The sequence below is a fragment of the Burkholderia sp. BCC1998 genome (assembly GCF_905339875.1).
Taxonomy (GTDB): Bacteria; Pseudomonadota; Gammaproteobacteria; order Burkholderiales; family Burkholderiaceae; genus Burkholderia.
This window is the reverse complement of the sequence record NZ_CAJPHE010000005.1, coordinates 247,481-270,127: the sequence shown is the minus strand read 5'-3', so window position 1 is coordinate 270,127 and position 22,647 is coordinate 247,481. Positions and strand designations below refer to the sequence as shown.

At 68.3% G+C, this 22,647-nt stretch carries 25 protein-coding genes and 1 pseudogene; 15 read left to right on the top strand and 11 right to left on the bottom strand.

What is annotated here, in order from left to right:
• Positions 1–58: 58 nt before the first annotated feature.
• The gene (locus U5A56_RS11990; RefSeq protein WP_124489057.1) at positions 59–958 is read left to right on the top strand and encodes a LysR family transcriptional regulator; all 900 of its coding nucleotides are present in this window, start codon (positions 59–61) and stop codon (positions 956–958) included.
• A gap of 42 nt (positions 959–1,000) precedes the next feature.
• Here U5A56_RS11990 and U5A56_RS11985 read toward each other — a convergent pair whose 3' ends face one another.
• The 3 genes from U5A56_RS11985 to U5A56_RS11975 are packed head-to-tail and all read right to left on the bottom strand — an operon-like array spanning position 1,001 to position 2,546.
• Positions 1,001–1,321 (bottom strand): hypothetical protein, encoded by a 321-nt coding sequence (locus U5A56_RS11985; protein ID WP_124489058.1) that lies wholly within the window; start codon positions 1,319–1,321, stop codon positions 1,001–1,003.
• Positions 1,322–1,347: 26 nt separating this feature from the next.
• On the bottom strand, positions 1,348–1,614 hold the full coding sequence (locus U5A56_RS11980) for a hypothetical protein (RefSeq protein ID WP_321922475.1): 267 nt from the start codon (positions 1,612–1,614) through the stop codon (positions 1,348–1,350).
• A gap of 59 nt (positions 1,615–1,673) precedes the next feature.
• Positions 1,674–2,546 carry a LysR family transcriptional regulator gene (locus U5A56_RS11975; protein WP_044846723.1) on the bottom strand — a complete coding sequence of 291 codons (873 nt, stop codon included), beginning with the start codon at positions 2,544–2,546 and terminating at the stop codon, positions 1,674–1,676.
• 159 nt (positions 2,547–2,705) lie between these two features.
• Between U5A56_RS11975 and U5A56_RS11970 the strand changes: the two genes are divergently transcribed.
• Complete coding sequence (locus tag U5A56_RS11970; RefSeq protein WP_321798969.1) at positions 2,706–4,166, top strand: MFS transporter; 1,461 nt, start codon at positions 2,706–2,708, stop codon at positions 4,164–4,166.
• 69 nt (positions 4,167–4,235) lie between these two features.
• Here the strand turns inward: U5A56_RS11970 and U5A56_RS11965 are convergent, their stop codons facing one another.
• Positions 4,236–4,445, bottom strand: a complete 210-nt coding sequence (locus U5A56_RS11965; RefSeq protein WP_321798967.1) for an oxidoreductase-like domain-containing protein — start codon at positions 4,443–4,445, stop codon at positions 4,236–4,238.
• 95 nt (positions 4,446–4,540) lie between these two features.
• On the opposite strand from U5A56_RS11965, the pseudogene U5A56_RS11960 reads away from it, so the two are divergent.
• Positions 4,541–4,624: pseudogene (locus tag U5A56_RS11960) on the top strand (RidA family protein); the annotation flags it as partial.
• An 88-nt stretch (positions 4,625–4,712) separates the two neighbouring features.
• Here U5A56_RS11960 and U5A56_RS11955 read toward each other — a convergent pair.
• Positions 4,713–5,426 (bottom strand): SDR family NAD(P)-dependent oxidoreductase, encoded by a 714-nt coding sequence (locus U5A56_RS11955; RefSeq protein ID WP_321798965.1) that lies wholly within the window; start codon positions 5,424–5,426, stop codon positions 4,713–4,715.
• Between the two features lie 425 nt (positions 5,427–5,851).
• On the opposite strand from U5A56_RS11955, the gene U5A56_RS11950 reads away from it, so the two are divergent.
• Positions 5,852–6,529 (top strand): dihydrodipicolinate reductase, encoded by a 678-nt coding sequence (locus tag U5A56_RS11950; protein WP_321922474.1) that lies wholly within the window; start codon positions 5,852–5,854, stop codon positions 6,527–6,529.
• Positions 6,530–6,610: 81 nt separating this feature from the next.
• On the opposite strand, the gene U5A56_RS11945 is transcribed toward U5A56_RS11950, so the two are convergent.
• Both U5A56_RS11945 and U5A56_RS11940 read right to left on the bottom strand, forming a co-directional pair.
• Positions 6,611–7,420: an SDR family oxidoreductase gene (locus U5A56_RS11945; RefSeq protein ID WP_321922473.1), complete on the bottom strand. Its 810-nt coding sequence runs from the start codon at positions 7,418–7,420 to the stop codon at positions 6,611–6,613.
• The gene (locus U5A56_RS11940; protein ID WP_321922639.1) at positions 7,417–8,250 is read right to left on the bottom strand and encodes a molybdenum cofactor biosynthesis F family protein; all 834 of its coding nucleotides are present in this window, start codon (positions 8,248–8,250) and stop codon (positions 7,417–7,419) included. The genes U5A56_RS11945 and U5A56_RS11940 overlap by 4 nt, the downstream gene beginning before the upstream one ends.
• A 170-nt stretch (positions 8,251–8,420) precedes the next feature.
• On the opposite strand from U5A56_RS11940, the gene U5A56_RS11935 reads away from it, so the two are divergent.
• The 3 genes from U5A56_RS11935 to U5A56_RS11925 all read left to right on the top strand — a co-directional run bounded on the left by U5A56_RS11935 (position 8,421) and on the right by U5A56_RS11925 (position 11,055).
• Positions 8,421–9,215 (top strand): AraC family transcriptional regulator, encoded by a 795-nt coding sequence (locus tag U5A56_RS11935; protein WP_321798962.1) that lies wholly within the window; start codon positions 8,421–8,423, stop codon positions 9,213–9,215.
• A gap of 206 nt (positions 9,216–9,421) precedes the next feature.
• Positions 9,422–10,381, top strand: coding sequence for a DMT family transporter (locus U5A56_RS11930; RefSeq protein WP_321922472.1), 960 nt, complete (start codon positions 9,422–9,424; stop codon positions 10,379–10,381).
• 125 nt (positions 10,382–10,506) lie between these two features.
• Positions 10,507–11,055 carry a permease gene (locus U5A56_RS11925; protein WP_321922637.1) on the top strand — a complete coding sequence of 183 codons (549 nt, stop codon included), beginning with the start codon at positions 10,507–10,509 and terminating at the stop codon, positions 11,053–11,055.
• A gap of 97 nt (positions 11,056–11,152) precedes the next feature.
• Here the strand turns inward: U5A56_RS11925 and U5A56_RS11920 are convergent, their stop codons facing one another.
• On the bottom strand, positions 11,153–11,287 hold the full coding sequence (locus U5A56_RS11920; protein WP_006752948.1) for an entericidin A/B family lipoprotein: 135 nt from the start codon (positions 11,285–11,287) through the stop codon (positions 11,153–11,155).
• 232 nt (positions 11,288–11,519) lie between these two features.
• Here U5A56_RS11920 and U5A56_RS11915 point away from each other — a divergent pair, with 232 nt between their 5' ends.
• Positions 11,520–12,815, top strand: coding sequence for an aspartate carbamoyltransferase (locus U5A56_RS11915; protein WP_044846652.1), 1,296 nt, complete (start codon positions 11,520–11,522; stop codon positions 12,813–12,815).
• A gap of 138 nt (positions 12,816–12,953) precedes the next feature.
• On the opposite strand, the gene U5A56_RS11910 is transcribed toward U5A56_RS11915, so the two are convergent.
• On the bottom strand, positions 12,954–13,373 hold the full coding sequence (locus tag U5A56_RS11910; protein ID WP_321922469.1) for a type II toxin-antitoxin system VapC family toxin: 420 nt from the start codon (positions 13,371–13,373) through the stop codon (positions 12,954–12,956).
• Entirely contained in the window at positions 13,370–13,609 is a 240-nt protein-coding gene (locus U5A56_RS11905; protein ID WP_044846718.1) for a FitA-like ribbon-helix-helix domain-containing protein, read from the bottom strand. Before U5A56_RS11905 ends, U5A56_RS11910 begins: the two co-directional genes overlap by 4 nt.
• Positions 13,610–13,932: 323 nt before the next feature.
• On the opposite strand from U5A56_RS11905, the gene U5A56_RS11900 reads away from it, so the two are divergent.
• The 6 genes from U5A56_RS11900 (at position 13,933) to U5A56_RS11875 (ending at position 19,313) form a co-directional block, all read left to right on the top strand.
• Positions 13,933–16,176 carry a TonB-dependent siderophore receptor gene (locus tag U5A56_RS11900; RefSeq protein ID WP_321922468.1) on the top strand — a complete coding sequence of 748 codons (2,244 nt, stop codon included), beginning with the start codon at positions 13,933–13,935 and terminating at the stop codon, positions 16,174–16,176.
• 3 nt (positions 16,177–16,179) lie between these two features.
• Positions 16,180–16,935 (top strand): tetratricopeptide repeat protein, encoded by a 756-nt coding sequence (locus tag U5A56_RS11895; protein ID WP_321922466.1) that lies wholly within the window; start codon positions 16,180–16,182, stop codon positions 16,933–16,935.
• Positions 16,932–17,615: a Fe2+-dependent dioxygenase gene (locus tag U5A56_RS11890; RefSeq protein WP_321922464.1), complete on the top strand. Its 684-nt coding sequence runs from the start codon at positions 16,932–16,934 to the stop codon at positions 17,613–17,615. Before U5A56_RS11895 ends, U5A56_RS11890 begins: the two co-directional genes overlap by 4 nt.
• A 112-nt stretch (positions 17,616–17,727) precedes the next feature.
• Complete coding sequence (locus tag U5A56_RS11885; protein ID WP_011659184.1) at positions 17,728–17,967, top strand: type II toxin-antitoxin system Phd/YefM family antitoxin; 240 nt, start codon at positions 17,728–17,730, stop codon at positions 17,965–17,967.
• Positions 17,964–18,359 carry a type II toxin-antitoxin system VapC family toxin gene (locus U5A56_RS11880; RefSeq protein ID WP_044846647.1) on the top strand — a complete coding sequence of 132 codons (396 nt, stop codon included), beginning with the start codon at positions 17,964–17,966 and terminating at the stop codon, positions 18,357–18,359. The genes U5A56_RS11885 and U5A56_RS11880 overlap by 4 nt, the downstream gene beginning before the upstream one ends.
• Positions 18,360–18,728: 369 nt before the next feature.
• Positions 18,729–19,313 (top strand): nucleotidyltransferase family protein, encoded by a 585-nt coding sequence (locus tag U5A56_RS11875; RefSeq protein ID WP_321922635.1) that lies wholly within the window; start codon positions 18,729–18,731, stop codon positions 19,311–19,313.
• Between the two features lie 411 nt (positions 19,314–19,724).
• Here U5A56_RS11875 and panE read toward each other — a convergent pair whose 3' ends face one another.
• On the bottom strand, positions 19,725–20,663 hold the full coding sequence (gene panE, locus U5A56_RS11870) for a 2-dehydropantoate 2-reductase (RefSeq protein ID WP_321922462.1): 939 nt from the start codon (positions 20,661–20,663) through the stop codon (positions 19,725–19,727).
• Positions 20,664–20,909: 246 nt separating this feature from the next.
• On the opposite strand from panE, the gene U5A56_RS11865 reads away from it, so the two are divergent.
• The gene (locus tag U5A56_RS11865; protein ID WP_321922460.1) at positions 20,910–22,463 is read left to right on the top strand and encodes a methyl-accepting chemotaxis protein; all 1,554 of its coding nucleotides are present in this window, start codon (positions 20,910–20,912) and stop codon (positions 22,461–22,463) included.
• Positions 22,464–22,647: the final 184 nt, after the last annotated feature.

The following is a 22,647-nucleotide window of genomic DNA, read 5'->3' as shown; positions in this document are numbered from 1 at the left end:
GCGCGAGGCCGCCTAACAAGGAATTGCCTAACCCGATGCATCGGCTATACATTTATGCATGGCCATCGATCTGAACTGGGAACGCTACCGCACCTTCCTCGCCGTGCTGACGGAAGGCTCGCTGTCGGGCGCGGCGCGCGCGCTCGGCATCACACAGCCGACGGCCGGCCGCCACGTCGCGGCGCTCGAAGCCGCGTTCGGCCAGACGCTGTTCACGCGCTCGCCGTCGGGGCTGCTGCCGACCGAGGCGGCCCTGGCGCTGCGCGGCCATGCCGAGGCGCTGCGCAGCGCGGCGGCCGCGTTCGAGCGCGCGGCCGCGAGCCACGGCGCGGGCGTGCGCGGCACCGTGCGGATCTCGGCCAGCGACGTGATCGCGGTCGAGGTGCTGCCGCCGATGCTCGCGCAGTTGCGGCGCGACCATCCGGGGCTCGTGATCGAACTGGTGCCGACCGACCGCATCCAGGACGTCCTGAATCGCGAGGCCGACATCGCGGTGCGGATGGCGCCGCCCGCGCAGGAGGCGCTCGTCGCGCGGCGCATCGGCGCGCTGGAAGTCGGGCTGCATGCGCGCGACGACTACCTGGCGCGCAACGGTACGCCGTCATCGACGGACGAACTCGCCCATCACGCGCTGATCGGCTTCGATACGGTCACGCCGTTCATCCGCGCGGCGGGGCGCGGGATGCCGCTGTGGAACCGCGATGCGTTCGCGCTGCGCACCGACAGCAATCTCGCGCAGCTCGCGATGATTCGCGCGGGCTACGGGATCGGCTTCTGCCAGAACCGGCTCGCGCAGCGCGATGCACGGCTCGTGCGCGTGCTGCCGGACGGGCCCGCGACGAAACTGGAAACCTGGATGGTCATGCACGAGGATCTGCGGACGAGCCCGCGTTGCCGGGCCGTGTTCGATGCGCTGGCGAACGGGCTGCGTGCGTATGCCGAAGGGACGGCCGACTAGGCCGTTCCCGCCCGCCGCACGCGCGAATCGCCGCGGCGCGCGCTATTCGTGGATCTTGCCGGCGAACAGGATGTCGGCCATGCGCCGCCACGGGTTGTCGGGCAGGTCGTAGCAGCGCAGCCCCTCCTCGGACGCCTCGGCCCAGTCGACCATCGCCTCCAGGTACTCGCCGATCGAGCGATTTTCCCAGCCGAGCGCGGCGGCCGCATACGGCGCCGGCGGCAAGTCGGCCTCGAGCTGGCGCTCCTTGTGCCAGTCATGGCCGAGCACGCGCAGGAAACGGATCAGCGAGCGCTCGTCGATCACCCGCTCGAGCGCGTGCGCCAACCGCGCGGCCATCTCGCTTTTCAGTTCGTCGTTCATGCGTATCGCCCCCTGCTACGCAACGTTCAGAACGCTTCCAGCTCGCACCAACCGGGATACGTTTCCTCGACGATGAAGAAATCGTCGAAGTAGACCAGCCCGCGCCGTTCGAGCGATCTCATGCACGCATCGGCGGCGTCGCCGCCGAAGAACGGGCCGAGCGACACCAGCCGGTCCGACTCGTCGAAACAGTCGGCGAAATTGAATTCGCGCATGAGCGCGGACAGGTCGACCTCTTTCTCGACCAGCGCCGCGCGTCGAACGACGATCCCGAAATCTCTCGATATTTTCATCGGTACCGACTCCCGTCGAATACGTGCCGCTGCGCCGACGCGCATGCGTGCTTCATGCTTCACATCAGCAACTGCCGCGACAGCACCTCGCGCGCCTGCGTGACCGTCTCGCGCTCGCCCGGCATCGGCGGCGTCAGCGAGAACACCGCGTCGGGCAGCGTCGGCAGCCGGTATTTCGCGCCGAGCCGCACGAGGCCCTCGCCGATCGCCGACGCGCACAGGCAGCCGACGCCGAGCCCCGCCGCCAGCATCGACTGCAGCCCCGCGACGCCCGACGCGCTGTGCACGAGCACGTACGGCGCGTGCTGCTCGTCGAGCGAGCGCACCGCGATCTGATGCATCATGCAGTCGTCCGGCAGCAGCACGAGCGGCAACGGCTCGGGCAACTGCTCGGCGAGCGCGGGCGACGTGACCCACGACAGCGGCTCGCGCCGCAGCACCCAGCGCGTATCGGCCGACGCGGGCCGGAACGGGCCGCTCGACAGGTTCATCACGACGCCGAGATCGATCTGCCCGCGCGCATGGGCAGCTTCGATCTCCGCGCTCTTCATCGCGCTCACGTGCAGGCTCAGTTGCGGGTAGCACTCCCGCAACCGCGCGAGCAGGCCCGCGACTTCATGCGTCCGGTAGTAGTCGGTGATCGCGACGCGCAATTCGCCCTTGATCGCCTGTCCGCGCACTTCGTCGAACGCGGCCTCGTTCAGCGCGACGATGCGCCGCGCATGCTGCAGCAGGCGCGCGCCGGCCGGCGTCGGCTCGACGCCGCGCTTGCTGCGCACGAACAGTGGCACGCCGGCGCGCGACTCGAGCTTGCGCACCTGCTCGCTGACCGTCGACTGTGACAGATGCAGCAGCGGCGCGGCCGCCGTTAGGCTGCCCGCATCCGCCACCGCCGCGAACGTGCGTAACTGATCCAGGTCGAAACCGCGCATCGCACCCTCCATCCATCGAATAACCCGATGGATGCTACCACCAATTCCCGCTTTTCCGATTCATCGGCGGTCCGCAGAATATCGGTTCAACGGCCCGCCGAACCCGTTTCCACGGGATTCGGCATGCGTTGCGGCCACCATTCTTCCGGATTTCCTTTCATGACCGACAACACCCTCGCCCGTTGCGCGCCGGCCGGCGCGGCTGCCGCGGCACCGCCGCGCAGCCATCACGGCTGGGCGCTCGTGGTCCTGCTGGTCGGCGCCATTCTGCCGCCGCTCGACTACTTCATCGTGAATCTCGCGCTTCCGGCCATCCGCGACGGCATCGGCGCGCGGCCGGCCGAGCTGCAGCTCGTCGTGTCGGCCTACGCGTGCGCGAACGCGGTCGTGCAGATCACCGGCGGGCGTCTCGGCGACCTGTACGGCCGCAAGCGGATGTTCATGATCGGGATGGCCGGGTTCGTCGTCGCATCGGCGCTGTGCGGGCTCGCCGGCAGCGGCGCGGTGCTGGTCGGCGGCCGCGTGCTGCAGGGCCTGTTCGCCGCGATCCTCGCGCCGCAGGTGCTCGCGACGATCCGCAGCGTGTTCAGCCCGCAGGAGCAGGTGCGCGTGATGGGCTTCTACGGTTTCGTGTTCGGCCTCGCGGCCGTGATCGGCCAGCTCGGCGGCGGCGCGCTGATCGACCTGCATCCGTTCGGGCTCGGCTGGCGCGCGATCTTCCTGGTCAACGTGCCGATCGGCATCCTCGCGCTGCTCGGCAGCTGGCGCTTCATCCCGGAAAGCCGGCCGCCGCGCGGCCAGCGCATCGACGTGCCCGGCACGGTGCTGCTGTCGCTGTTCCTGCTGATGCTCGTCTATCCGCTCACGCACGGACGCGAGGCGGGCTGGCCGCTGTGGATGATCGCGTGCGTCGTCGGTGCGCTGCCGATGCTCGGCGCGCTGCTGGCGGTCGAAGCGCGCCGGCTCGCCGGCGGCCGTGATCCGCTGCTCGACGTGCGCCTGCTGCGCAATCCGGTCGTCGCGCTCGGGCTCACGCTCGCGTTCCTGTTCTACATGCTGAGCGCGTTCTTCCTGAGCTACGGCATCTATCTGCAAGGCTGCCTGAACTGGTCGCCGCTCGCGTCGGGGCTCGCGATCCTGCCGCTCGGCATCGGCTTTCTCGCGAGCCCGCTGCTGATGCCGCGTCTCGTCGAGCGGTTCGGCGGCTATCGCGTGCTCACGCTCGGCTTCGCGATGCTCGCGGCCGGCGTCGCGACCGCCGCCGCGCTGGCCGGCGATCATGCGCCCGGCCCGGGCTTTTACGCGGGGATCGCGGCGATCGGCATCGGGCAAGGCCTCGTGCTGCCGTCGGTCGTGCGGATCGTGCTCGCGGAAGTCGACGCGGCGCGCGCCGGGGTCGCATCCGGCATGGTCACCGCGATGCTGCAGATCGGCGCGGCCGTCGGCGCCGCGACGCTGGGCGGGCTGTTCTTCGCGCGGCTCGGCGCGCAGCCGCGTGCGCTCGACTACGTGCAGGGGTTCAGGACGGCGATGTGGGCGCTGGCGGCCGTGCTGCTGGCGTGCGTCGCGTTGTCGGCCGCATTGGGGCCGATGCATCGGCGGGGGCGGGCCATCGCGTGACGACGCCGGCCAGGGAAGCGCGCCCCGGCAGCGAATCGCGGCATGCGCGCCCGCTTGCCGGCGGCGGGCTCACTGGTGATGCTTGAGTTGCGCGTGCCGTGCTTCCCATTCGGCCAGCTCGACGCGATAGCGCGCCAGCGCTTCGTCGTACAGGTCGAACACGCACGGCGAGCAGCCGCTGTTGCAGCAGTCTTCCAGTTCGGGTTGTTCGGGCGGGGTCGGACGCGGATCGTCGGCGAGCGTATCCGCGGAGGCAGGCTTGGTCACGGCTTCAGTCATATGGTGTCGAACGCCCAGTATACGGTGATGGTCGGCGGCATGCAGGCACGCACCGGGCGCAGCAGCGCATCCACCCCACGGACAGGAGCCGCGCCATGGCCGAAGCCGTGAATCCGCCGGAACGACGGGCGCCGTTCGGCGCCTTCTCGATGGCCGGGGTCCAGGGCGACGGCCGGATCCGATCGAAATCGCGGCGATCGTGGAAATCCCGCGTGCGCGATTTCGCATGCCCTGACGTCGCACTCGAGTGCGATCACCCGCTCCCTGCTACGCCACGCGACCGCTCACCGGAATCGATGCGCCGGTGATCGCCTGCGCGTCGGTCGACAGCAGGAATCCGATCGTCGCCGCAAGCTGCTCGGGCCGGACCCAGCGCGTGAAATCCGCATCCGGCATGTCCGCACGGTTCGGCGGCGTGTCGATGATGCTCGGCAGCAGCGCGTTCACAGTCACGCCGCGATCGAGCAGTTCCGCCGCCAGCGCCTCGGTGAGCCGCGCGACGCCCGCCTTCGCAGCTGCATAGGCGCCCATCCCGGCGCCCGCCTTGAACGCCGCGCCCGCGCCGATGTTGACGATGCGGCCGGCCGGGCTCGTCACCAGATACGGCAGCGCGGCCTTCGACGCGTTCAATGCCGTCTTCACGTTCAGTTCGTACATGCGGTCCCACGTGGCCGCGTCGCCGTCGGCGATCGTCTGCCAGACGAACGCGCCCGCGATGTTCAGCAGCGCATCGACCCGGCCGAATTCGCGATTCACCGCTTCAAGGGCGCGCGCGGCCGCCTGCGGATCGACGAGGTCGATGCCGCCGATGCGCAGCGCATCGGCCGGCACGCCGGGCAACGCCTGCGCGTCCGGCGCCGCGCCGCGGCCGATCAGCGCGACGCGCGCGCCGCGCTGGCCGAGCCAGGCGGCCGTGGCGACGCCGAGATGGCCGAATCCGCCGGTGATCGCGACTGCCTTGCCTTTCAGGTCGTGTTCCATCGATGTGCTCTCCTGGGTCGGGGGGGGGGTTGGATGATACGTGGTTCGGGGCGATGCCGGTACCGACACGGACGCGCGTGGCCAGCGTTTCGACAGCGTAGCGCCGTTCATGCTTGCGCGCGCACGGCGATCAATGCGTCACCGCCAACGCAGCCGCTCGGTTGATCCGCAGCCGTGAAGGCGCGCACCGCGCATGACGGTGGACGGCAGGAGGTAGGCGTTAGGCGACAGGCGACAGGCGACAGGCGGCGGGCGGCGGGCGGCAGACGGTGGGCGGGGGAAGGCGGACGGTGGACGGCCGACGGCCGACGGCCGGGCATAATGCGCGAACACGGTGCGCCGCGCGGTGCCCCGTGATCGCGCCGGGTCCTTGAACGGCCCGCGTCGTTTCCGTAACGAAACCCGAACCTCAACCCGTCTATCCCATGCAAGTACTCGTCGTTGGCACCGGCAAGCTGGCAACCGAACTGCTCGGCTCGCACCGGCTCGACCCCGCAACCTGTCGCGTGACGGCCTGGTCGGACCCCGCACGCACCGAGACGCGTTCGATCGTCGTGCACGCCGGATCCGGGCGCGAGCTGCCTGCCGCGATCGAATTCTGCCGCGCAACGGGCTCGCCGCTCGTCGAGCTGTCCACCGGCTCCGAGCTCGAAACCGGATCGCACGACTTTCCCGTCGTGCTTTGTCCGAATACGAACATCCTGATGCTGAAGTTCATGAGCATGCTGGAAACCAGCGGCCATCTGTTTCGCGACTGCCGCATCAGCGTGACGGAGTCGCACCAGGCCAGCAAGACGTCCGTGCCGGGCACCGCGGTCGGCATCGGTCAGGCACTCGGCGTGCCGGCGCAGGACATCCGCTCCGTGCGCGACCCCGACGAACAGCGCGACGCCCTGCAGATTCCCGACGATCAGCTCGGCCGCCATGCGTTCCACCGGATCCGCATCGAGGATGGCGCATGCAGCCTGCAGTTGGAATCGCGCGTGTACGGCGCGTCGCCTTACGCGGACGGCGTGTCGCGGATCGTCGAGACCGTCCGGCAGCACGAACTCGAACCCCGCCGATACTCGATCGTGGAGTTCATCCGCAACGGCTGGCTGTAGGCGCGACGGTGCGCGGCTTGGCCGACGACACCGCGGCCGGCACATTCGACGGCCGCGATCGCACGATCGCGCACGCGCCGCTTATCCGTCGCCCAGCACGGCCCCGCTCTCCGGCAGCGTCGCGCCGCCGTCGACGACGATCGTCTGCCCGGTGATGTACGCCGCATCGGCCGACGCGAGAAACAGCATCGCGTTCGCGATGTCCTCCGGCTCGCCCATCCGCGCGAGCGGAATGTCGCGCGCGATCTGCGCGGCGACCGACGCATCGCCGAGATTGCCGGCGGCCGGCGTGCGGATCATCCCCGGCTCGACGCCGTTGACCGTCACGTTGCGACGCGCGAGTTCGAGCGCCGCCGCGCGGATGAAGCCGTTCACGCCGGCCTTCGACGCCGCGTAGTGCGCGAGCCCCGGATAGACGACGCGCGGCCCGGTCACCGACGACGTGACGAGCAGCCGCCCCGCTCCCGCACGCTCGAATGCCGGCAGCGCGGCCTGCGCGAGCCAGAACAGCGCCGACAGGTTGACCGACAGCGTGCGCTCGAGCATCGGCTCGTCGATCTGCGCAAACGGGGTCAGCGGGAAGTACGCGGCGTTGTGAACGACGACGTCGAGCCGGCCGCCGTCGCGCTCGACCGCCGCGACGAGCGCGCCGAGTTCGTCGCGGCTAGCGGCGTCGACGCGATACGCGCGCGCGTCGCCGCCCGCACTGGCGAGCGCGTCGGCCTGCGCGGCAGCGGCATCGCCGTTGAGATCGGCGAGCGCGACGAACGCATCGGATTCCGCGAAACGGCGCGCGATTGCCGCGCCGATCCCCTGCGCGGCGCCCGTGACCAGCACGACGCGTCCGCTGAAATCCGCACGCAGGCGGGCGCTGCCCGGCACGGCGCTCATCGCTGCGCCTCGCCGCCGAGCGGATGCACGGTTTCGTTCAGCACCTGCGCATGCGCGCCGATCGGGAAGTTCGACAACGTGCCGAAGTCGCCGCCCTGATAGCCGAAGATCTTGCCGTCCGTCTTGCGTTGAGCGAGATCGATCAGCACGACGCCGAGCGTCGGCACCACCTTTTCGCGCCACACGAACAGATACAGTTCATCGGCAATCCTGAAGTAATGGCAGCGATCCACGTCCGCCAGCCCGCCTTCTACGCCCTGCAGGCACTGCCATGCGTAGAAGTTCTCGTTCAGGTAGATGTGCTCGTAGCATTCGGTCGGGCTGTAGCGATACATCGTCCGCTTGCCGATCAGTTCGCGCGTGGGCCCATGCAGCGGGCCCGGCTGCGCATGGCCGCCGAGCGTGCCGTGCCGGAATGCCGCGTCGACGCCAGTCAGCGGCAACCCGCGCGTAACGCGCGTGAACGCGTCGACATGCGTGTCGCCCTCGGTCGGCAGCGTGCCGATCACCGACGTCCACACGCCGCTGCCGACGTCGATCACGAGGCTCACCGACGTCGCGCGCGCCACCGGATCGATGTAGTCGACGAAGTACAGGTCGTCGCGCAGCCGCGTGACGCGGCACGGCGCATGGCCGCCCGCGTCGGTCGCCGCATCGCGCCATTGCAGCGCACCCGCCTCGAACGTATAGACGCGCCATGCGCCCGTTGCGTCGCCAAGGGCCAGGGACCGCCCGACGAGCGCGTTCACGGGCGTGAGGATGTTCGCGTCCGGTGCAAAGCCGTCCGCGAGCGCGCCAACCTGAATGAATACCGGATCCTGTCGTTCCACCTGCCGTCTCCCGCGCAGCTTCAGGCCCGGCGGGCCGTGTACGCTGCTCATGTGCACATGGTGCGGGCTGCGCGCGCCGCACGGTATCGGCCAAAAGGATGAAGGGCGCGCGGCGCCGGAACGCGCTACAGTGCACGTGATCCGCGCCGCGGCCGGCGCGAGGAGCCCCCATGCACCGTGTCACCCACTACCGACGGACCGATGAAGGCATCGAGGCGATCAGCCTCGAGTCCGACCGCACGTTTCCGCGGCACGCGCACGACGAATTCGGGGTCGGCGTGATCGTCAGCGGCGCGCACCGGTCCTGGAGCGGCCGCGGACAGGTCGACGCGCTGGCCGGCGACGCGATCATGGTCAATCCGGGCGAAATGCACGACGGCATGCCGATCGGGACGGGCACGGCGCGGCGCTGGCGGATGCTGTACCTCGCGCCGGCGCTGGTCGCGGGCGTCGCGGCGGAAGAAGGCGTCGGCGGCGTCGAGCTCGCGCATCCGGCGGTGCGCGACGCGCGGCTCGCGGCCGCGTTCGGCCGGTTGCATGCTCGAATCGTCGCAGGAGATACCATGCCGCTCGCCCGCGACGAGGCGCTCGTGACCCTGGTCGCCGGGCTGCTTGCGCGGCATTCGAACCGGGCGCTGCCGGCCGCCGGCGTCGCGCCGGCGATCCGCGTGGCCCGCGAGCGGCTCGATGCGGCGCCCGCCGCACCCGTCTCGCTGGCCGAACTCGCCGGCCTGAGCGGCGTGAGCCGCTTCCAGCTGCTGCGCGGGTTCGCGCGTGAACTCGGCATCACGCCGCACGCGTATCTGGTGCAGTCGCGCACGCGGCTGGCGCGGGCACTGCTCGCGAGCGGCCGGCCGATCGCGGATGCCGCGGCCGAAGCCGGTTTTGCCGACCAGAGCCACCTGACGCGCGCGTTCGCACGCCAGTTCGGGATCACGCCGGGACGATTCACGCAGGCCGGCTGACGGACCTCGCGGTCCCGGCACGACCGCCGCCGTGGCGCGACGTCGTCGATCGCCGCCGTTCGGCAACAACGATGGCGCTCGATGGCAGCGCCACCGGTCATCCGGAGACACCGAGCGCAATACCCTTCCGTTCACCCGCTCCGCTCGCCGGCGCCGCTGCAATTTCGTTCAAGACGCCCGCGCCGCCGCACGCGACCATGCGGCACATGAAAACACGACTGATCGGCTATCTCTATCTCGCCGCCGCGATGGCGGGCGTCGGCAGCACCGTCATCGCGAGCCGCCTCGCGGCCGGCGGCCTGCCGCCGTTCGCCGCCACCGCGCTGCGCTTCCTGATCGCAACCCCGCTGCTGTTCGCGCTGATGCGGGCGCAGCGGCTGCGATGGCCGCGGCTCTCCGCACGCGACGCCGTGCTGCTGGTCGTCCAGGCTGCGGCGGGCGGGGTCGGCTATACGGTGCTGCTGATCAGCGGCACGAAGCTGTCGTCGCCCATCGATGCGGGCGTGATGCTCGGCACGCTGCCGGCGATGTCGACGCTGATCGCGGCGGTCGTGCTGCGCGAGCGGCAGACGCGGCGCGACTGGAGCGCGGCCGCGCTCGCCACCGCCGGCGTGCTGCTGGTCACGTTCGCGCCCGGCCAGGCCATGCCGTCGCTCCGAACGCTCGCCGGCGACGCGCTGGTGCTGGCGGCCGTCGCATGCGAGGCGGTGTTCATCCTGCTGAACCGGCGGCTGTCAGCGCCGTTGCCGCCGCTCACGCTGTCGACGGCGATGTCGGGCCTCGGCTTCGTGCTCGCACTGGTGCCGGCCGCGTTCGAATGGCACGCGCTGGCGACGAACTGGAATATCGGCGCGGTGTCGGCGATCGTGTACTACGCGCTGGTGCCGACCGTGCTCGGTTATCTGTGCTGGTATGCGGGTTCGGCGCGCACGAGCGGCACCGAAGCCGCGCTGTTCACGGCGGTTGCGCCGGTCTCGGCCGTGCTGTTCGCGGTCGCACTGTTCGGCGAGACCCTGGGCGGCACGCGACTCCTCGGCATCGCGCTCGTCGTCGCGGGAATGCTGGTGGGCGCGACGCGGCGGCGCGAGCCGCCGGCACGCGCAACGGACTCACGGTCGAGGTCGCCAGCGCGCCCAGCGGCATCCACGTCGACTGCTACCGATTGATCCGCGTGCGCGGCGACTGTAGGAATGTGTCCGCCCGCGGCAAAATCGTTGCGCACCGTCGCACAAGATGCAATATTCGCGTGGCCGGGCCATTCGACAACCACCGAACAATAATTCGCATCACCATGAACAAGAAGGAAGCCAAAACGAGAATCGCGGCGCTGCTGTCCGCGGGTGCGAGGAAAGCCGACGTGCTGGCCGAACTGGCCGGACAGGGCCTCAAGGATCGCGTGCTCGCGCGCCTGATCGCGTCGCGCCCCGACCCTGAGCTGTGCAGGAAGAACAAGGTGCATACACGGGTCCTGATCGGGCTCGGCATCGCGCAGTTGGTGATCAGCGTCGCACTCGCCTATCTCATCCTGGTGGACACACTCAGCATCGGCGCCGCGGTGCTGTTCCTCGCACTGACGGTGCCGCTGGCGCTGCTGTTCATCTGGGGCTTCGCGACCCATCGCGTCGGCGCATATCACGCGTTCATCATTCTGTCGCTGCTGCAGGTACCGAAGACCATCGCCGATCTCGGCCGCGATCCGTCGGCCGCGCTGCCTACCCTCGGGGTGACCGTCATCCTGGTCGGCTACGTCTGGTTCGTCCGCAACCGGCTGTTCCCCGACTTCGGCTGGTTCACGCCGCGCAAGGTCGAGGGCCGTTACGCGTTCGTGGAAACCGCCTGATACCGCACACCACGCACCACGCACCGTGAAAAAGGCGCCGGGCCGCCCCGCAATCGCGGGACGGCCCGGCGCCTTCTGCATTCCGGAACCCGGCAGCTTATTTGGCCTTCTCAGCCGTATCGCTGATTGCCTGGCCACCCTTCGAAATGTCCTGCCCCACGCCTGCAACGGTATTGCAACCGGCGAGCGCGGCGGTCACCACCAGCAGCACTGCAGCAATCGTACGCGTCATGCTCATTCTCCTTCGAGTCAACATGCCCGACCGGGCGAATCGTATGCGGCGTGGTGCCCTGCGGCGTGCAGGACACGGGGCCTGACCTGATTATACGGAGACGGCCGCCGTGCGCCAGTGCCGACCGCGCCAGTGCCCTCGCACGACACGGCCGGCCGCACAGATTTTCCTTGACTTCGTCGGCACGCGAACTAATATACGCACCGCGTATATTTCTCATCAGGTGCCGCCGATGACCGTTCCCCAGCAAGCCTTCCTGCGCGACGCGATGCGCCGCCTCAACATGACCCGCGAAGCGTTCGCGAACCGCATCGGCGTGAGCCGCCGCGCGCTCGACACGTGGCTGTTGCCCGACGACTCGCAGGAATCGCGCGGGATGCCCGAGATCGTCGAACGCTTCGTGTCGGAAATCGTCGAGCGCTCGGCACCGGACGGCGGAGACTATACGCAAAGCGTAGACAAACAGGAGCTCGCAAAGCAATTCCTGTTCGAAGGCAAGCCGCAGTTGATCTCGGTGGACCAGTTCTCGCGCGACTCGGTCGAGGCGCTGTTCCGCGTCGCCGACGTGATGCAGCCGATCGCGCGCCGCCACAAGATCTCGCGCGTGCTCGAGGGCGCGGTGCTCGGCAACCTGTTCTTCGAAGCCAGCACGCGTACGCGCGTGTCGTTCGGCGCGGCCTTTTGCCGGCTCGGCGGCTCGGTGTGCGACACGACCGGCTTCACGTTCTCGTCGATGGCCAAGGGCGAATCGATCTACGACACGAGCCGCGTGATGGCCGGCTACGTCGACGCACTCGTGATCCGCCACCCGGAGAAAGGCTCGGTTGCCGAATTCGCGCGCGCGACCAACCTGCCGGTGATCAACGGCGGCGACGGCCCGGGCGAGCACCCGAGCCAGGCACTCCTCGATCTCTATACGATCCAGCGCGAGTTCTCGCGGCTCGGCAAGATCGTCGACGGCGCGCATATCGCGCTCGTCGGCGACCTGAAATACGGCCGTACCGTGCATTCGCTCGTCAAGCTGCTCGCGCTGTACCGCGGGCTGAAGTTCACGCTCGTGTCGCCGCCGACGCTCGAAATGCCCGCGTACATCATCGACCAGATCGCGACGAACGGCCACGTGATCGAGCAGACGAACGACCTCGCGGGCGGGCTGCGCGGCGCGGACGTCGTCTATGCGACGCGGATCCAGAAGGAGCGCTTCACCGACGAGTCGTTCGAGGGCTATACGCCGGATTTCCAGATCAACCAGGCGCTCGTCGACTCCGTCTGCAAGCCCGACACGCTGATCATGCACCCGCTGCCGCGCGACAGCCGGCCCGGCGCGAACGACCTGTCGGTCGACTTGAACCGCGATCCGCGACTCGCGATCTTCCGGCAGACCGACAACGGCATTCCGGTGCGGATGGCGATCTTCGCGGTGCTGCTCGGCGTCGAGAATCTCGTCCAGCATTCGATGCGCGATGCGACGTGGCGCCCGCCGGCGTACCTCGGGCCGGAGGATGCGGTGTTTCACGGAATCGATTGACCCGCATCCGGGGTTGCGCGGCCAGACTCGAGATTGCTGAAGATCGAGCGCCGCGCGCCGAAGCAACGCACGACGCGCCGCCTTGCACGGCGCGTTTTCATTTTCGGCGCGGGTGATATCGAGGCGACCGGCCGGAAGTTAGCGAGCCCACGGATCGATCACGCGCAGGCCCGCTGCTTCGAACTGTGCGACGTCGCGCGTGGCCACGATCAACCCGTTGGCTGCGGCGGTTGCAGCGATGAAGCCATCGGCAGGCGCCATCGTGTGCCCCAGGGCGCGCGCCTTCGCGCGTAGGCTCGCATATGCGTCACTGGCCGCATCGTCGAACGGCAGAATCCGCCCGCGAAACAACGGCACGACGCGTTGCTCGATGTTTTGGTGCAGCCAGTCTCGCCTGCGCCCCTCCGGCAACGCGGCCACGCCGAATCGCATCTCGGCCAGACTGATCGCGGCAAGAAACAGCGTCTCGACGTTTTGCGCGTCGAGCCATTCGATCACGGCCGCGCTCGGTTCGCGTCGCAGCGGCTCCGAAATGACGTTGGTATCGACCAGAATCATTCGAAGCTCATCGGATCGGTTGGCGATTGATCGCGCTGAACCTCGAGATCGATGCCGCCAGCCTCTCGCCCGATCTCCGCCAGCAGCGTTCCCAGCCTGGGACGTCCGCCGGGCCGAACGGCCTGCTCGAGGATATCGCGCACCTCGGCCTCGGTACTGCGGCCATGTTGTGCGGCACGGATTCGAAGCGCGCGATGCACCTCGTCGGGCAGGTTTCTAACAGTGATCACAGGCATGATGCGCCTCACTACATTTGCTTTCAATGCAGTCATATTATCACCTTGCTGTCATTTTGGACGAGTGAAGACCCGATCACTGTAAATCGCCCGCCTCGCCTTTCCCACTCGGCCATTCGGCCATCGCCGCAACCCCGCACGCGCTCGGCAGCCCTCCGCCACATTCGCCAACATTCCTCCCACAAATGAGAACGCGAACGCTTCTCATTTAAAAAGAAATTACATAGAATGCCACCTGAAAACAAATCGTAATAATTCCCGGCGGCATGCACATTTCCGTAGCGCGTCGTTCCCGGGGCCATACTGCGAGGTCGAAGCGCATCATGAAGTCCCGTCCTGACGAGCAGAAGCTCGGCAAATTCACCACCCTGTGCAGCGTGCTCGCCGCGAGCCCTGCGTTCGCCGACGGCACGCCGCCATCCGCCCCGGTCGGCACCGAAGGCCATCTCGCGCCGATCGAGGTCCAGGGCAAGGCCGAGCACAGCTACAAGGCCGACTTTTCCGCATCCGCGAAATTCACCGCGCCGCTCGTCGACACGCCGAAGTCGGTAACCGTGATCCCGCAGGAACTGATCCAGAGCAGCGGCGCGGCGACGCTGACCGAAGCGCTGCGCACCGTGCCCGGCATCACGTTCGGCGCCGGCGAAGGCGGCAACCCGCTCGGTGACCGCCCGTTCATCCGTGGCTACGACACGCAGGGCAGCATGTTCGTCGACGGGATGCGCGACACGGGCGCGACCACGCGCGAGATCTTCAACACCGAGCGCGTCGAGATCACCAAGGGCTCCGACGGCGCGTACGGCGGGCGCGGCGGCGCGGGCGGCAGCATCAACCTCATCACGAAGGCGCCGCACCTCGGCACGACGGCCGCCGCGAGCGCGGGCCTCGGCACCGACCGCTACCGCCGCTTCACCGCCGACGGCAACTGGCAGTTCGCCGATCACGCCGCGTTCCGCCTGAACCTGATGAGCCACAACAACGACGTCGCCGGCCGCGACGCCGTCAACAACGAGCGCTGGGGCGTCGCGCCGTCGATCGCGTTCGGCCTCGGCACGCCGACGCGCGTGACCGCGAGCTACTACCACCTGTCGACCGACGACATGCCCGACGGCGGCATTCCGTACGTCTACACGACGTCGAACAAGCCCGCGAACGTCGACACGATCTATCCGGCGCCCGTCGACCGTCACAACTTCTACGGTCTGATCGACCGCGACTTCCGCAAGACCACGTCGGACATCAGCACGATCAAGATCGAGCACGACATCACGTCGAATCTGACGGTGCGCAACACCACGCGCTACACGGAATCGACGCAGGACTACATCTGGACGCAGCCCGACGACAGCCAGGGCAACGTGGTCAACGGCCGTGTCTGGCGCCGCAACAACAATCGCGACAGCTCGATCAACAGCCTCGCGAACCTGACCGAACTGTTCGGCGAATTCCGCACCGGCCCGTTCAAGCACAGCTTCACGACCGGCATCGAGCTGACGCGCGAATGGGGCAAGCGCGATTCGTACACGGTCGCGACCGACAAGGGCACCATCTGTCAGCAAGGCATCGGCGCGCCGTCCGGCTACAACTGCACGAGCCTGTGGTCGCCTGATCCGAACGATCCGTGGGCCGGCTCCGTCACGCGCAACAACGACTATGCGCATGCACGCACCACGACCAAGTCGATCTACGGCTTCGACACGATCGAGCTCACGCCGCGCTGGCAGGTGAACGCCGGCGTGCGCGTCGACGATTACTCGACCCGCTTCACCGACACCAAGGCCAACGGCAGCAAGACCTACACGCGCGACGACACGCTCTTCAACTGGCAGGCAGGCCTCGTGTTCAAGCCCGCGCAGAACGGCAGCATCTACGCGTCGTATGCGACGTCGTCGACGCCGGCCGGCATGCTGCTCGGCGAAGGCAGCGAAACGCAGTCGCTCACGCCGGGCCGCGGGGGCGTCGGCCCGAACGCCGATCAGATGGCCCCCGAGAAGAACCGCAGCATCGAGCTCGGCACGAAGTGGAACGTGCTGAACGACAAGCTGTCGCTGACCGCCGCGCTGTTCCAGATCGACACGACGAATGCGCGCGTGACGCTGCCGAACAACCAGTACGCGATGGTCGGCAACAAGCGCGTGCAGGGTCTCGAACTCGGCGTCGCCGGGCAGATCACGAAGCAGTGGCAGGTGTTCGGCGGCTATACGTACATGAAGAGCGAGCTGCGCGACAACGGCAAGGATGCAGCGAATGACGGCAACCGCTTCCCGAATACGCCGAAGCACAGCCTGACGATGTGGTCGAACTACGACGTGACGCCGAAGTTCACTGTCGGCGGCGGCGCGTTCTACATGTCGGAAGTGTTCGGCGATCCCGCGAACCTGCGCGCGGTGCCGTCGTACTGGCGTTTCGACGCGATGGCGCAATACCGGATCAACAAGAAGCTCGACCTGCAGCTGAACGTGAACAACCTGTTCAACCGCACGTACTTCGATCAGGCGTATCCGGCGCACTATGCGTCGATCGCGCCGGGCCGCTCGGCGTTCGTCACGCTGAACGCGCGCTACTGATCGATGGAAACCGTCTCGCTGAAGGTGCTCGCGTCGGTGTCGCCGCGCGCGTTCGCCGACATCCTGGCCGGGCCGCCCGAGCGCGCCGCCGCGTGGGTCGCGGCGGCCGCCGATAACGGGATCGTCGACGCGCAGGCCGTCTACGGCCAGTACCTGCTCGACGGGCACGGCGTCGCGCGCGATCCGGCCGCCGCATGCGGCTGGTTCCGGCACGCGGCGCGGGCCGGTCACCCGATGGCGATGAACATGCTCGGCCGCTGTTACGAGTTCGGCTGGGGGACGGCGGCATGCGCGCCGGTGGCCGTGTACTGGTATCGGCTCGCCGCGCAGGCCGGGCTCGACTGGGGCATGTACAACTACGCGACGGCGCTCGCGCTCGGCAACGGCATCGACGAGGATCGCGCCGCCGCGCTCGACTGGTTTCGCCGCGCGGCCGCGCTCGGCCATGCGAAATCGATCAACCTGATCGGCGGCTTCTACGAGGACGGCTGGGTCGTGACCGCCGATGCCGACGCCGCGTTCGACCACTATCGGCGCGCCGCCGAGGCCGGCGATTTTCGCGGCCAGTTCAACCATGCGCGGCTGCTCGCCGAGCGCGGGCGCGTCGACGAAGCCCTCGTATGGCTCGCGCGCGTGCCGGCCACCGCTACCCCCGCGTTCGTCGCGAAGATGCGCGCGTATCTCGCGTCGTCGCCGCTCGATGCGTTGCGCGCGGCGGCGATGCAGTTGCCGTCTCACGGCATGGAATCCGAATCATGATGCTTCATATCCCCGGCGTGTTGACCAAGGCACAGGTCTCGCAATGCCGCGAGATGCTGGATGCCGCCGACTGGGTCGACGGCAACGCGACATCCGGCGCGCAGTCGGCGCTCGCGAAACGCAACCGGCAGTTGCCGGAAGGTTCGCCGGTCGCGCGCGCGGCCGGCGATGCGATCCAGGATGCGCTGGCCCGGCATGCGCTGTTCTTTTCGGCGGCGCTGCCGCTGAAGGTGTTTCCGCCGCTGTTCAATCGCTATGAAGGCGGCGAGATGTTCGGCACGCATGTCGACAACGCGATCCGGCTGCTGCGCGGCACGGATTTCCGCGTGCGCAGCGATCTGTCGGCGACGCTGTTTCTCGAGGAACCGGACGCGTACGACGGCGGCGAGCTGTGCGTCGAAGATACGTACGGCGTGCATCGCGCGAAGCTGCCGGCCGGCGATCTCGTGCTGTATCCGGCGTCGAGCCTGCATCACGTCACGCCGGTGACGCGCGGCGAGCGCGTCGCGTCGTTCTTCTGGATCCAGAGCATGGTGCGCGACGATGGCGACCGCACGCTGCTGTTTCAGCTCGATACGCAGATTCAGGCGCTTTCCGCGGAAAAAGGCGCGAAGGATCCGATGGTCATTTCCCTGACGGGGATTTATCACAACCTGTTGAGGAAATGGGCGGATGCGTAGGGCGGCAACTCGCCCAGCGCCGCCCCACTCGGCCAGGAAGGCCGACTACGCTACTTGCACCACTTCATCCCGACAACTAAAATGACCATCGTCAAATGACCATGCTCATATCATGATGCCGCACGCTCCCGTATCGAAATCCGAATTCAAGGCTCGCGCACTCGAATACTTCCGGCTCGTCGAGGCGTCGGGCGAAAGCCTGATCGTCACCGACCATGGCAAGCCAACGCTCGAAATCCGGCCGTATCACGCACGCGAGGCTCAGCCGTTGGACATATTGCGCGGCTCGGTCATGCGCTACGACAATCCTCTCGATCCGATTGCGGAAGATGACTGGGAGGCGTCGCGGTGATCGTGCTGGATACGCATGCATTGGTGTGGTGGGTGGCGGGCGATCCGTCGCTCAGCAAGAAGGCGCGAAGCGCGATCGATCGCGCGCGCGGCGAGGGCGCACTCGCTGCGTCCGCGATCTCCGCATGGGAAATCGCGATGCTGGTGCGCAACGAGCGCCTCGCATTGACGATGGATGTCGATGCGTGGCTCGCGACGGTCGCGCAAATCGACGGCATGCGTTTCGTGCCGGTCGACGCCGACATCGCCGCGAGGTCCACCGCGCTGCCCGGCACTTTTCACAAGGATCCAGCCGACCGCATGATCGTCGCGACTGCGCGCCGGCTCGGTGCGCCGCTCGTCACCCGTGACGAAAAGATCCGTGCATACGCGCACGTCAAGACACTTTGGTGACCGTCATGGGCACGTCGGCCGAATCGCAACACCGACACATCCGCACGCCACTCGACAGACGAATCGTCTGACGGAACCGATGACGGCGATCACGCGAAGCCGTCCATGACCGATCGACGCTTTACCTCGCACCCACTTCACGTATTACCCGTCGGGTTAGCGGCATTGGCCGTTCAGCGACCGCGATTGAACCGTGATGTAACGAGAATCGCACTCCATAAACGGCCCCGTCGAGGAAACCATGCTCGACGAACGCGCCCGCCGACATTCTTTCCGACGACAACGCCCCCGCGTCGGTAACATCCGCACTTGCCGATCCCCGCCCGCTCCCGCACAATCGGGCCACCTGCCTTCCCTCCCCCCGCGCCGATGTCCTATGCGTCACTCGCCACCGGCGTCCTGCTCGCCGGCGGTCTCGGTCAACGCTTCGACCCAAGCGGTCTGCACAGCAAGCTGCTCGCGCGGCTTCCCGACGGCACGCCGGTTGCGGTCGCCGCCGCCCGTCATCTGGCGGCGGCCACGGCCGAGGTGATCGCCGTCGTGCGTCCCGGCGCCGAAAAACTCGCGATTTTGCTGAACGACGCCGGCTGCCAGGTCGTCTATGCGCCCGACGCGATGCGCGGCATGGGCGCGAGCCTGGCAGCCGGTGTTCGCACCTCGCCGGAGGCGACCGGCTGGCTGGTTGCGCTCGGCGACATGCCGTGGATCGCGGCGTCCACCTACGAAGCGGTCACACGCGCCCTCGACGCCGACGATGCATCGATCGTCGCCCCCGTGCACCGCGGCGTGCGCGGCCATCCGGTCGGCTTTGCCGCGCACCACTACGAGGCGCTCGCCACGCTGGACGGCGATACGGGCGCCCGCGCGCTGTTCGCCAGCGCGCCGGTGAACCTGCTCGAGGTCGACGATCCCGGCATCCTGCGCGACGTCGATACGCCCGCCGATCTGCGCTGACCGCGGCGCGCGCCGGCCGCACCCGAATCGTGGCGCTGTTTGCGCGCGATCCGGCGCGATACCTGCAGCGGCTCGCCTGTCGCCGGCAATCCGCATGCCGCCGCGAGAATCCCCCGGCAAACACCCGTCCGATTGCCTATAACGGAGACGAGACGCGCCCGCCGCGCCACCGCCGTCACGCCTTGCGCGAGTTCCCCATGGACCACACGACCCCGATGCCCGAGCCCCCGGCCGACCCGAACCGCGATCCGGAAGACGATCCGCTGTCACCGCCGCCACCGGGGCATCCTCACGACAATCCGCAGCAACCCAACGGACCGCCAAGCAAGGATCCTGTCTAGCCGGCATCCGCCCGCGCCATCAGGCCTGCCCCGGCATTCGCCCTGACAAACGACACGGCCGCTGCCGCGGCTACGCCGCCGCGCCTTCCCGCGCCACGCGCACCTCGTACGTCTTGAGGTGGTTGTATGCGATCCGCAGCAGCGACAGCGCATCCGCCGCCTGCGGGTCGCGGCGCGCGAGCAGGTCGCCGATCACGTGATCGGCTTCGACCCGCGCGCGATTTTCGACGTCGCGCAGCATCGACGCGGTCAGCGGCGACGGCGTCAGCACCATCCGCTGCATCCGCTCGACCGCGGCGGGATCGGGCCGGTAACCGTTGTGCGCGGCGATCGCGCTGCATTCGTCGAGCATCGTCTCGAGCAGGCGGCGGCCGTCCGGCGCGGCCAGAATGTCGCCGATCGAACCGCGAAACAGCGACGTGCTCGCCGCGAGCGTCGCGAGGAACACCCACTTGTCCCACATCCGCGCGGCGATGTCGTCGCTGAGCGTCGCCTCGAAGCCCGCGCCGCCGAGCACGTCGGCCACCGCGCGCACGCGTGCCGATTCGCCGCCGGCGAGTTCGCCGAACGACAGCCCTGCCGTGTCGTTCAGGTGCACGACCCGCTGTTCGCGATCGAGCGTCGCCGCGATCACGCACATGCCGCCGAGCACCTGCGCGGCACCGAACCGTTCGCGCAGCACGTCGAGATGGCGCATCCCGTTGAGCATCGGCAGGATCAGCGTCGACGGCCCGACGAATGGCGCGAACGATGCAATCGCATCGTCGAGGCTGTAGGCCTTGCAGCTCAGCAGCACCAGGTCGAACGGCCCGGCCGTGTCGCTCGCGCGCACCGTCTGCACGTTCGCGAGCGTCAGGTCGCCGCGCGGGCTGCGAATCAGGAGCCCGTCGCGCGCGAGCGCGGCCGCGCGGCCGTCGCGCACCAGGAACGTCACGTCGCGCCCCGCCGCCGCGAGCCGGCCGCCGAAGTATCCGCCGACCGCGCCGGCCCCCACCACCAGAATTCGCATCGTTGCCTCCTTTCAGGTTCGTTCGCCGCCGTGCGCCCGACCGTCGGGGCACGGCGCGCCATCGCCCGACAGTATAGCGACGCCGAATATGTATATGCATAGATGCCCGCACCGCGCTCGCCGGTATCGGGCCGCTGCCGTTTCTAAGGGATTTCCCGCCTACGGCAACGTTCGTTGCATGCCGTCAACGAGTTATCCCGTCACGCCGTTCCGGCGCGCCTGTTCGACCGACCGACCTCACTACCCATGCGCACCCTTTCCCTGAATCAGAAACTCGCCTCGATGATCGTCATTCTGTGGCTCGGTCTGCTCGTGATCGCCGGCATCGGCGCGTGGCAGACGCGCGCGTCGATGATCACGGACCGCCGCGATCAGCTTGCGTCGCTGGTCGCGCAGGCGACGAACGTCGCCGACCACTACTACAAGCTGTCGCAACAGAATGCATTGCCGGAGGCCGACGCGAAGCAGAAGGCGCTCGAGGCGATCGCCGCGATGCGCTACGGCACCGACGGCTACATCTCGATCAACGATTCGAAGCCGGTGATCGTGATGCATCCGATCAAGAGCGAGCTCAACGGCAAGGACGTGTCGAATTTCGCGGACCCGAGCGGCAAGCATCTGTTCGTCGAGATCGTGAAGGCCGGCAACATGGAAGGCGGCAAGGGTTTCGTCGAGTATCTGTGGCCGAAGCCGGGTGCCGACAAGCCGCAGGACAAGACCAGTGCGGTGCAGCGCTTCGCGCCGTGGGACTGGTATCTCGTGACGGGCATGTACATGGACGACGTGCGGTCGGCCGTGCTCGCGAGCGTCGGCCGCTGGCTCGCGATGACGGCCGTGCTCGGCGCGATCGCGACCGCCGTGATGGTGCTCGTGCTGAAAAGCGTGCGCGCGAACCTCGGCGGCGAACTCGAAGTGGCGCTCGACGCCGCGCGGCGCATCGCGCAGGGCGACCTGACCGCGCGCGTGAACGTCAAGCATGACGACCGCGGCAGCCTGCTGCATGCGCTGCACACGATGCAGAGCGGACTGATCGACATGGTGTCGCGCGTACGGATGGGCACGGAGAACATCAACGTCGGCGCGAGCGAGATCGCGTCGGGCAACACCGACCTGTCGCAGCGCACCGAAGAACAGGCGGCCGCGCTCGTGCAGACCGCGTCGAGCATGGATCAGATGACCGCGAACGTGAAGCAGAACGCGGACAGCGCCGCGCAGGCCGCCACGCTCGCCGGTCAGGCCGCGCAAGTCGCGACGCGCGGCAGCGAGGTGGTCGACGATGTCGTGCGCACGATGAACGAGATCACCGACCGCTCGCACAAGATCGGCGACATCATCGGCGTGATCGACGGAATCGCGTTCCAGACCAACATCCTCGCGCTGAACGCGGCCGTCGAAGCGGCGCGCGCGGGCGAACAGGGCCGCGGCTTCGCGGTGGTCGCGGCCGAGGTGCGCTCGCTCGCGCAACGCTCGGCCACGGCCGCGAAGGAGATCAAGTCGCTCATCGAGTCATCGAACGAAACCGTCGAGCACGGCGCGACGCTCGTCACGAACGCGGGCGAGACGATGGCCGAGATCGTGCAGTCGGTGCGGCGCGTGAACGAGATCCTCGACGAGATCAGCCATGCATCGCGCGAGCAGAGCGCGGGGATCGAGCAGGTCAACCGTGCAGTGGGCGAGATGGATCAGGTCACGCAGCAAAACGCGGCACTCGTCGAGGAAGCCGCGGCGGCCGCGCATTCGCTGCGCGACCAGGCCGAAGCGCTGCGCGACGCCGTTACGCGGTTCGCATTGCCGGTTTGACGGCCGGGGTCCTGCCCCGCCCTTCCGCGCGTGTCGCGCCGGAGGGCGGGAGTGGCGTGTACCTCAACACGGCCAACCGCTGAATCCGCTTCCGTTCGGCGTCGCGGTTGACGGCATCTCGTAGCCACACTCGTTGGAACTGTCGACCGGTCATGTGTCCAGTCGATCGCGTTCCGACACGTTG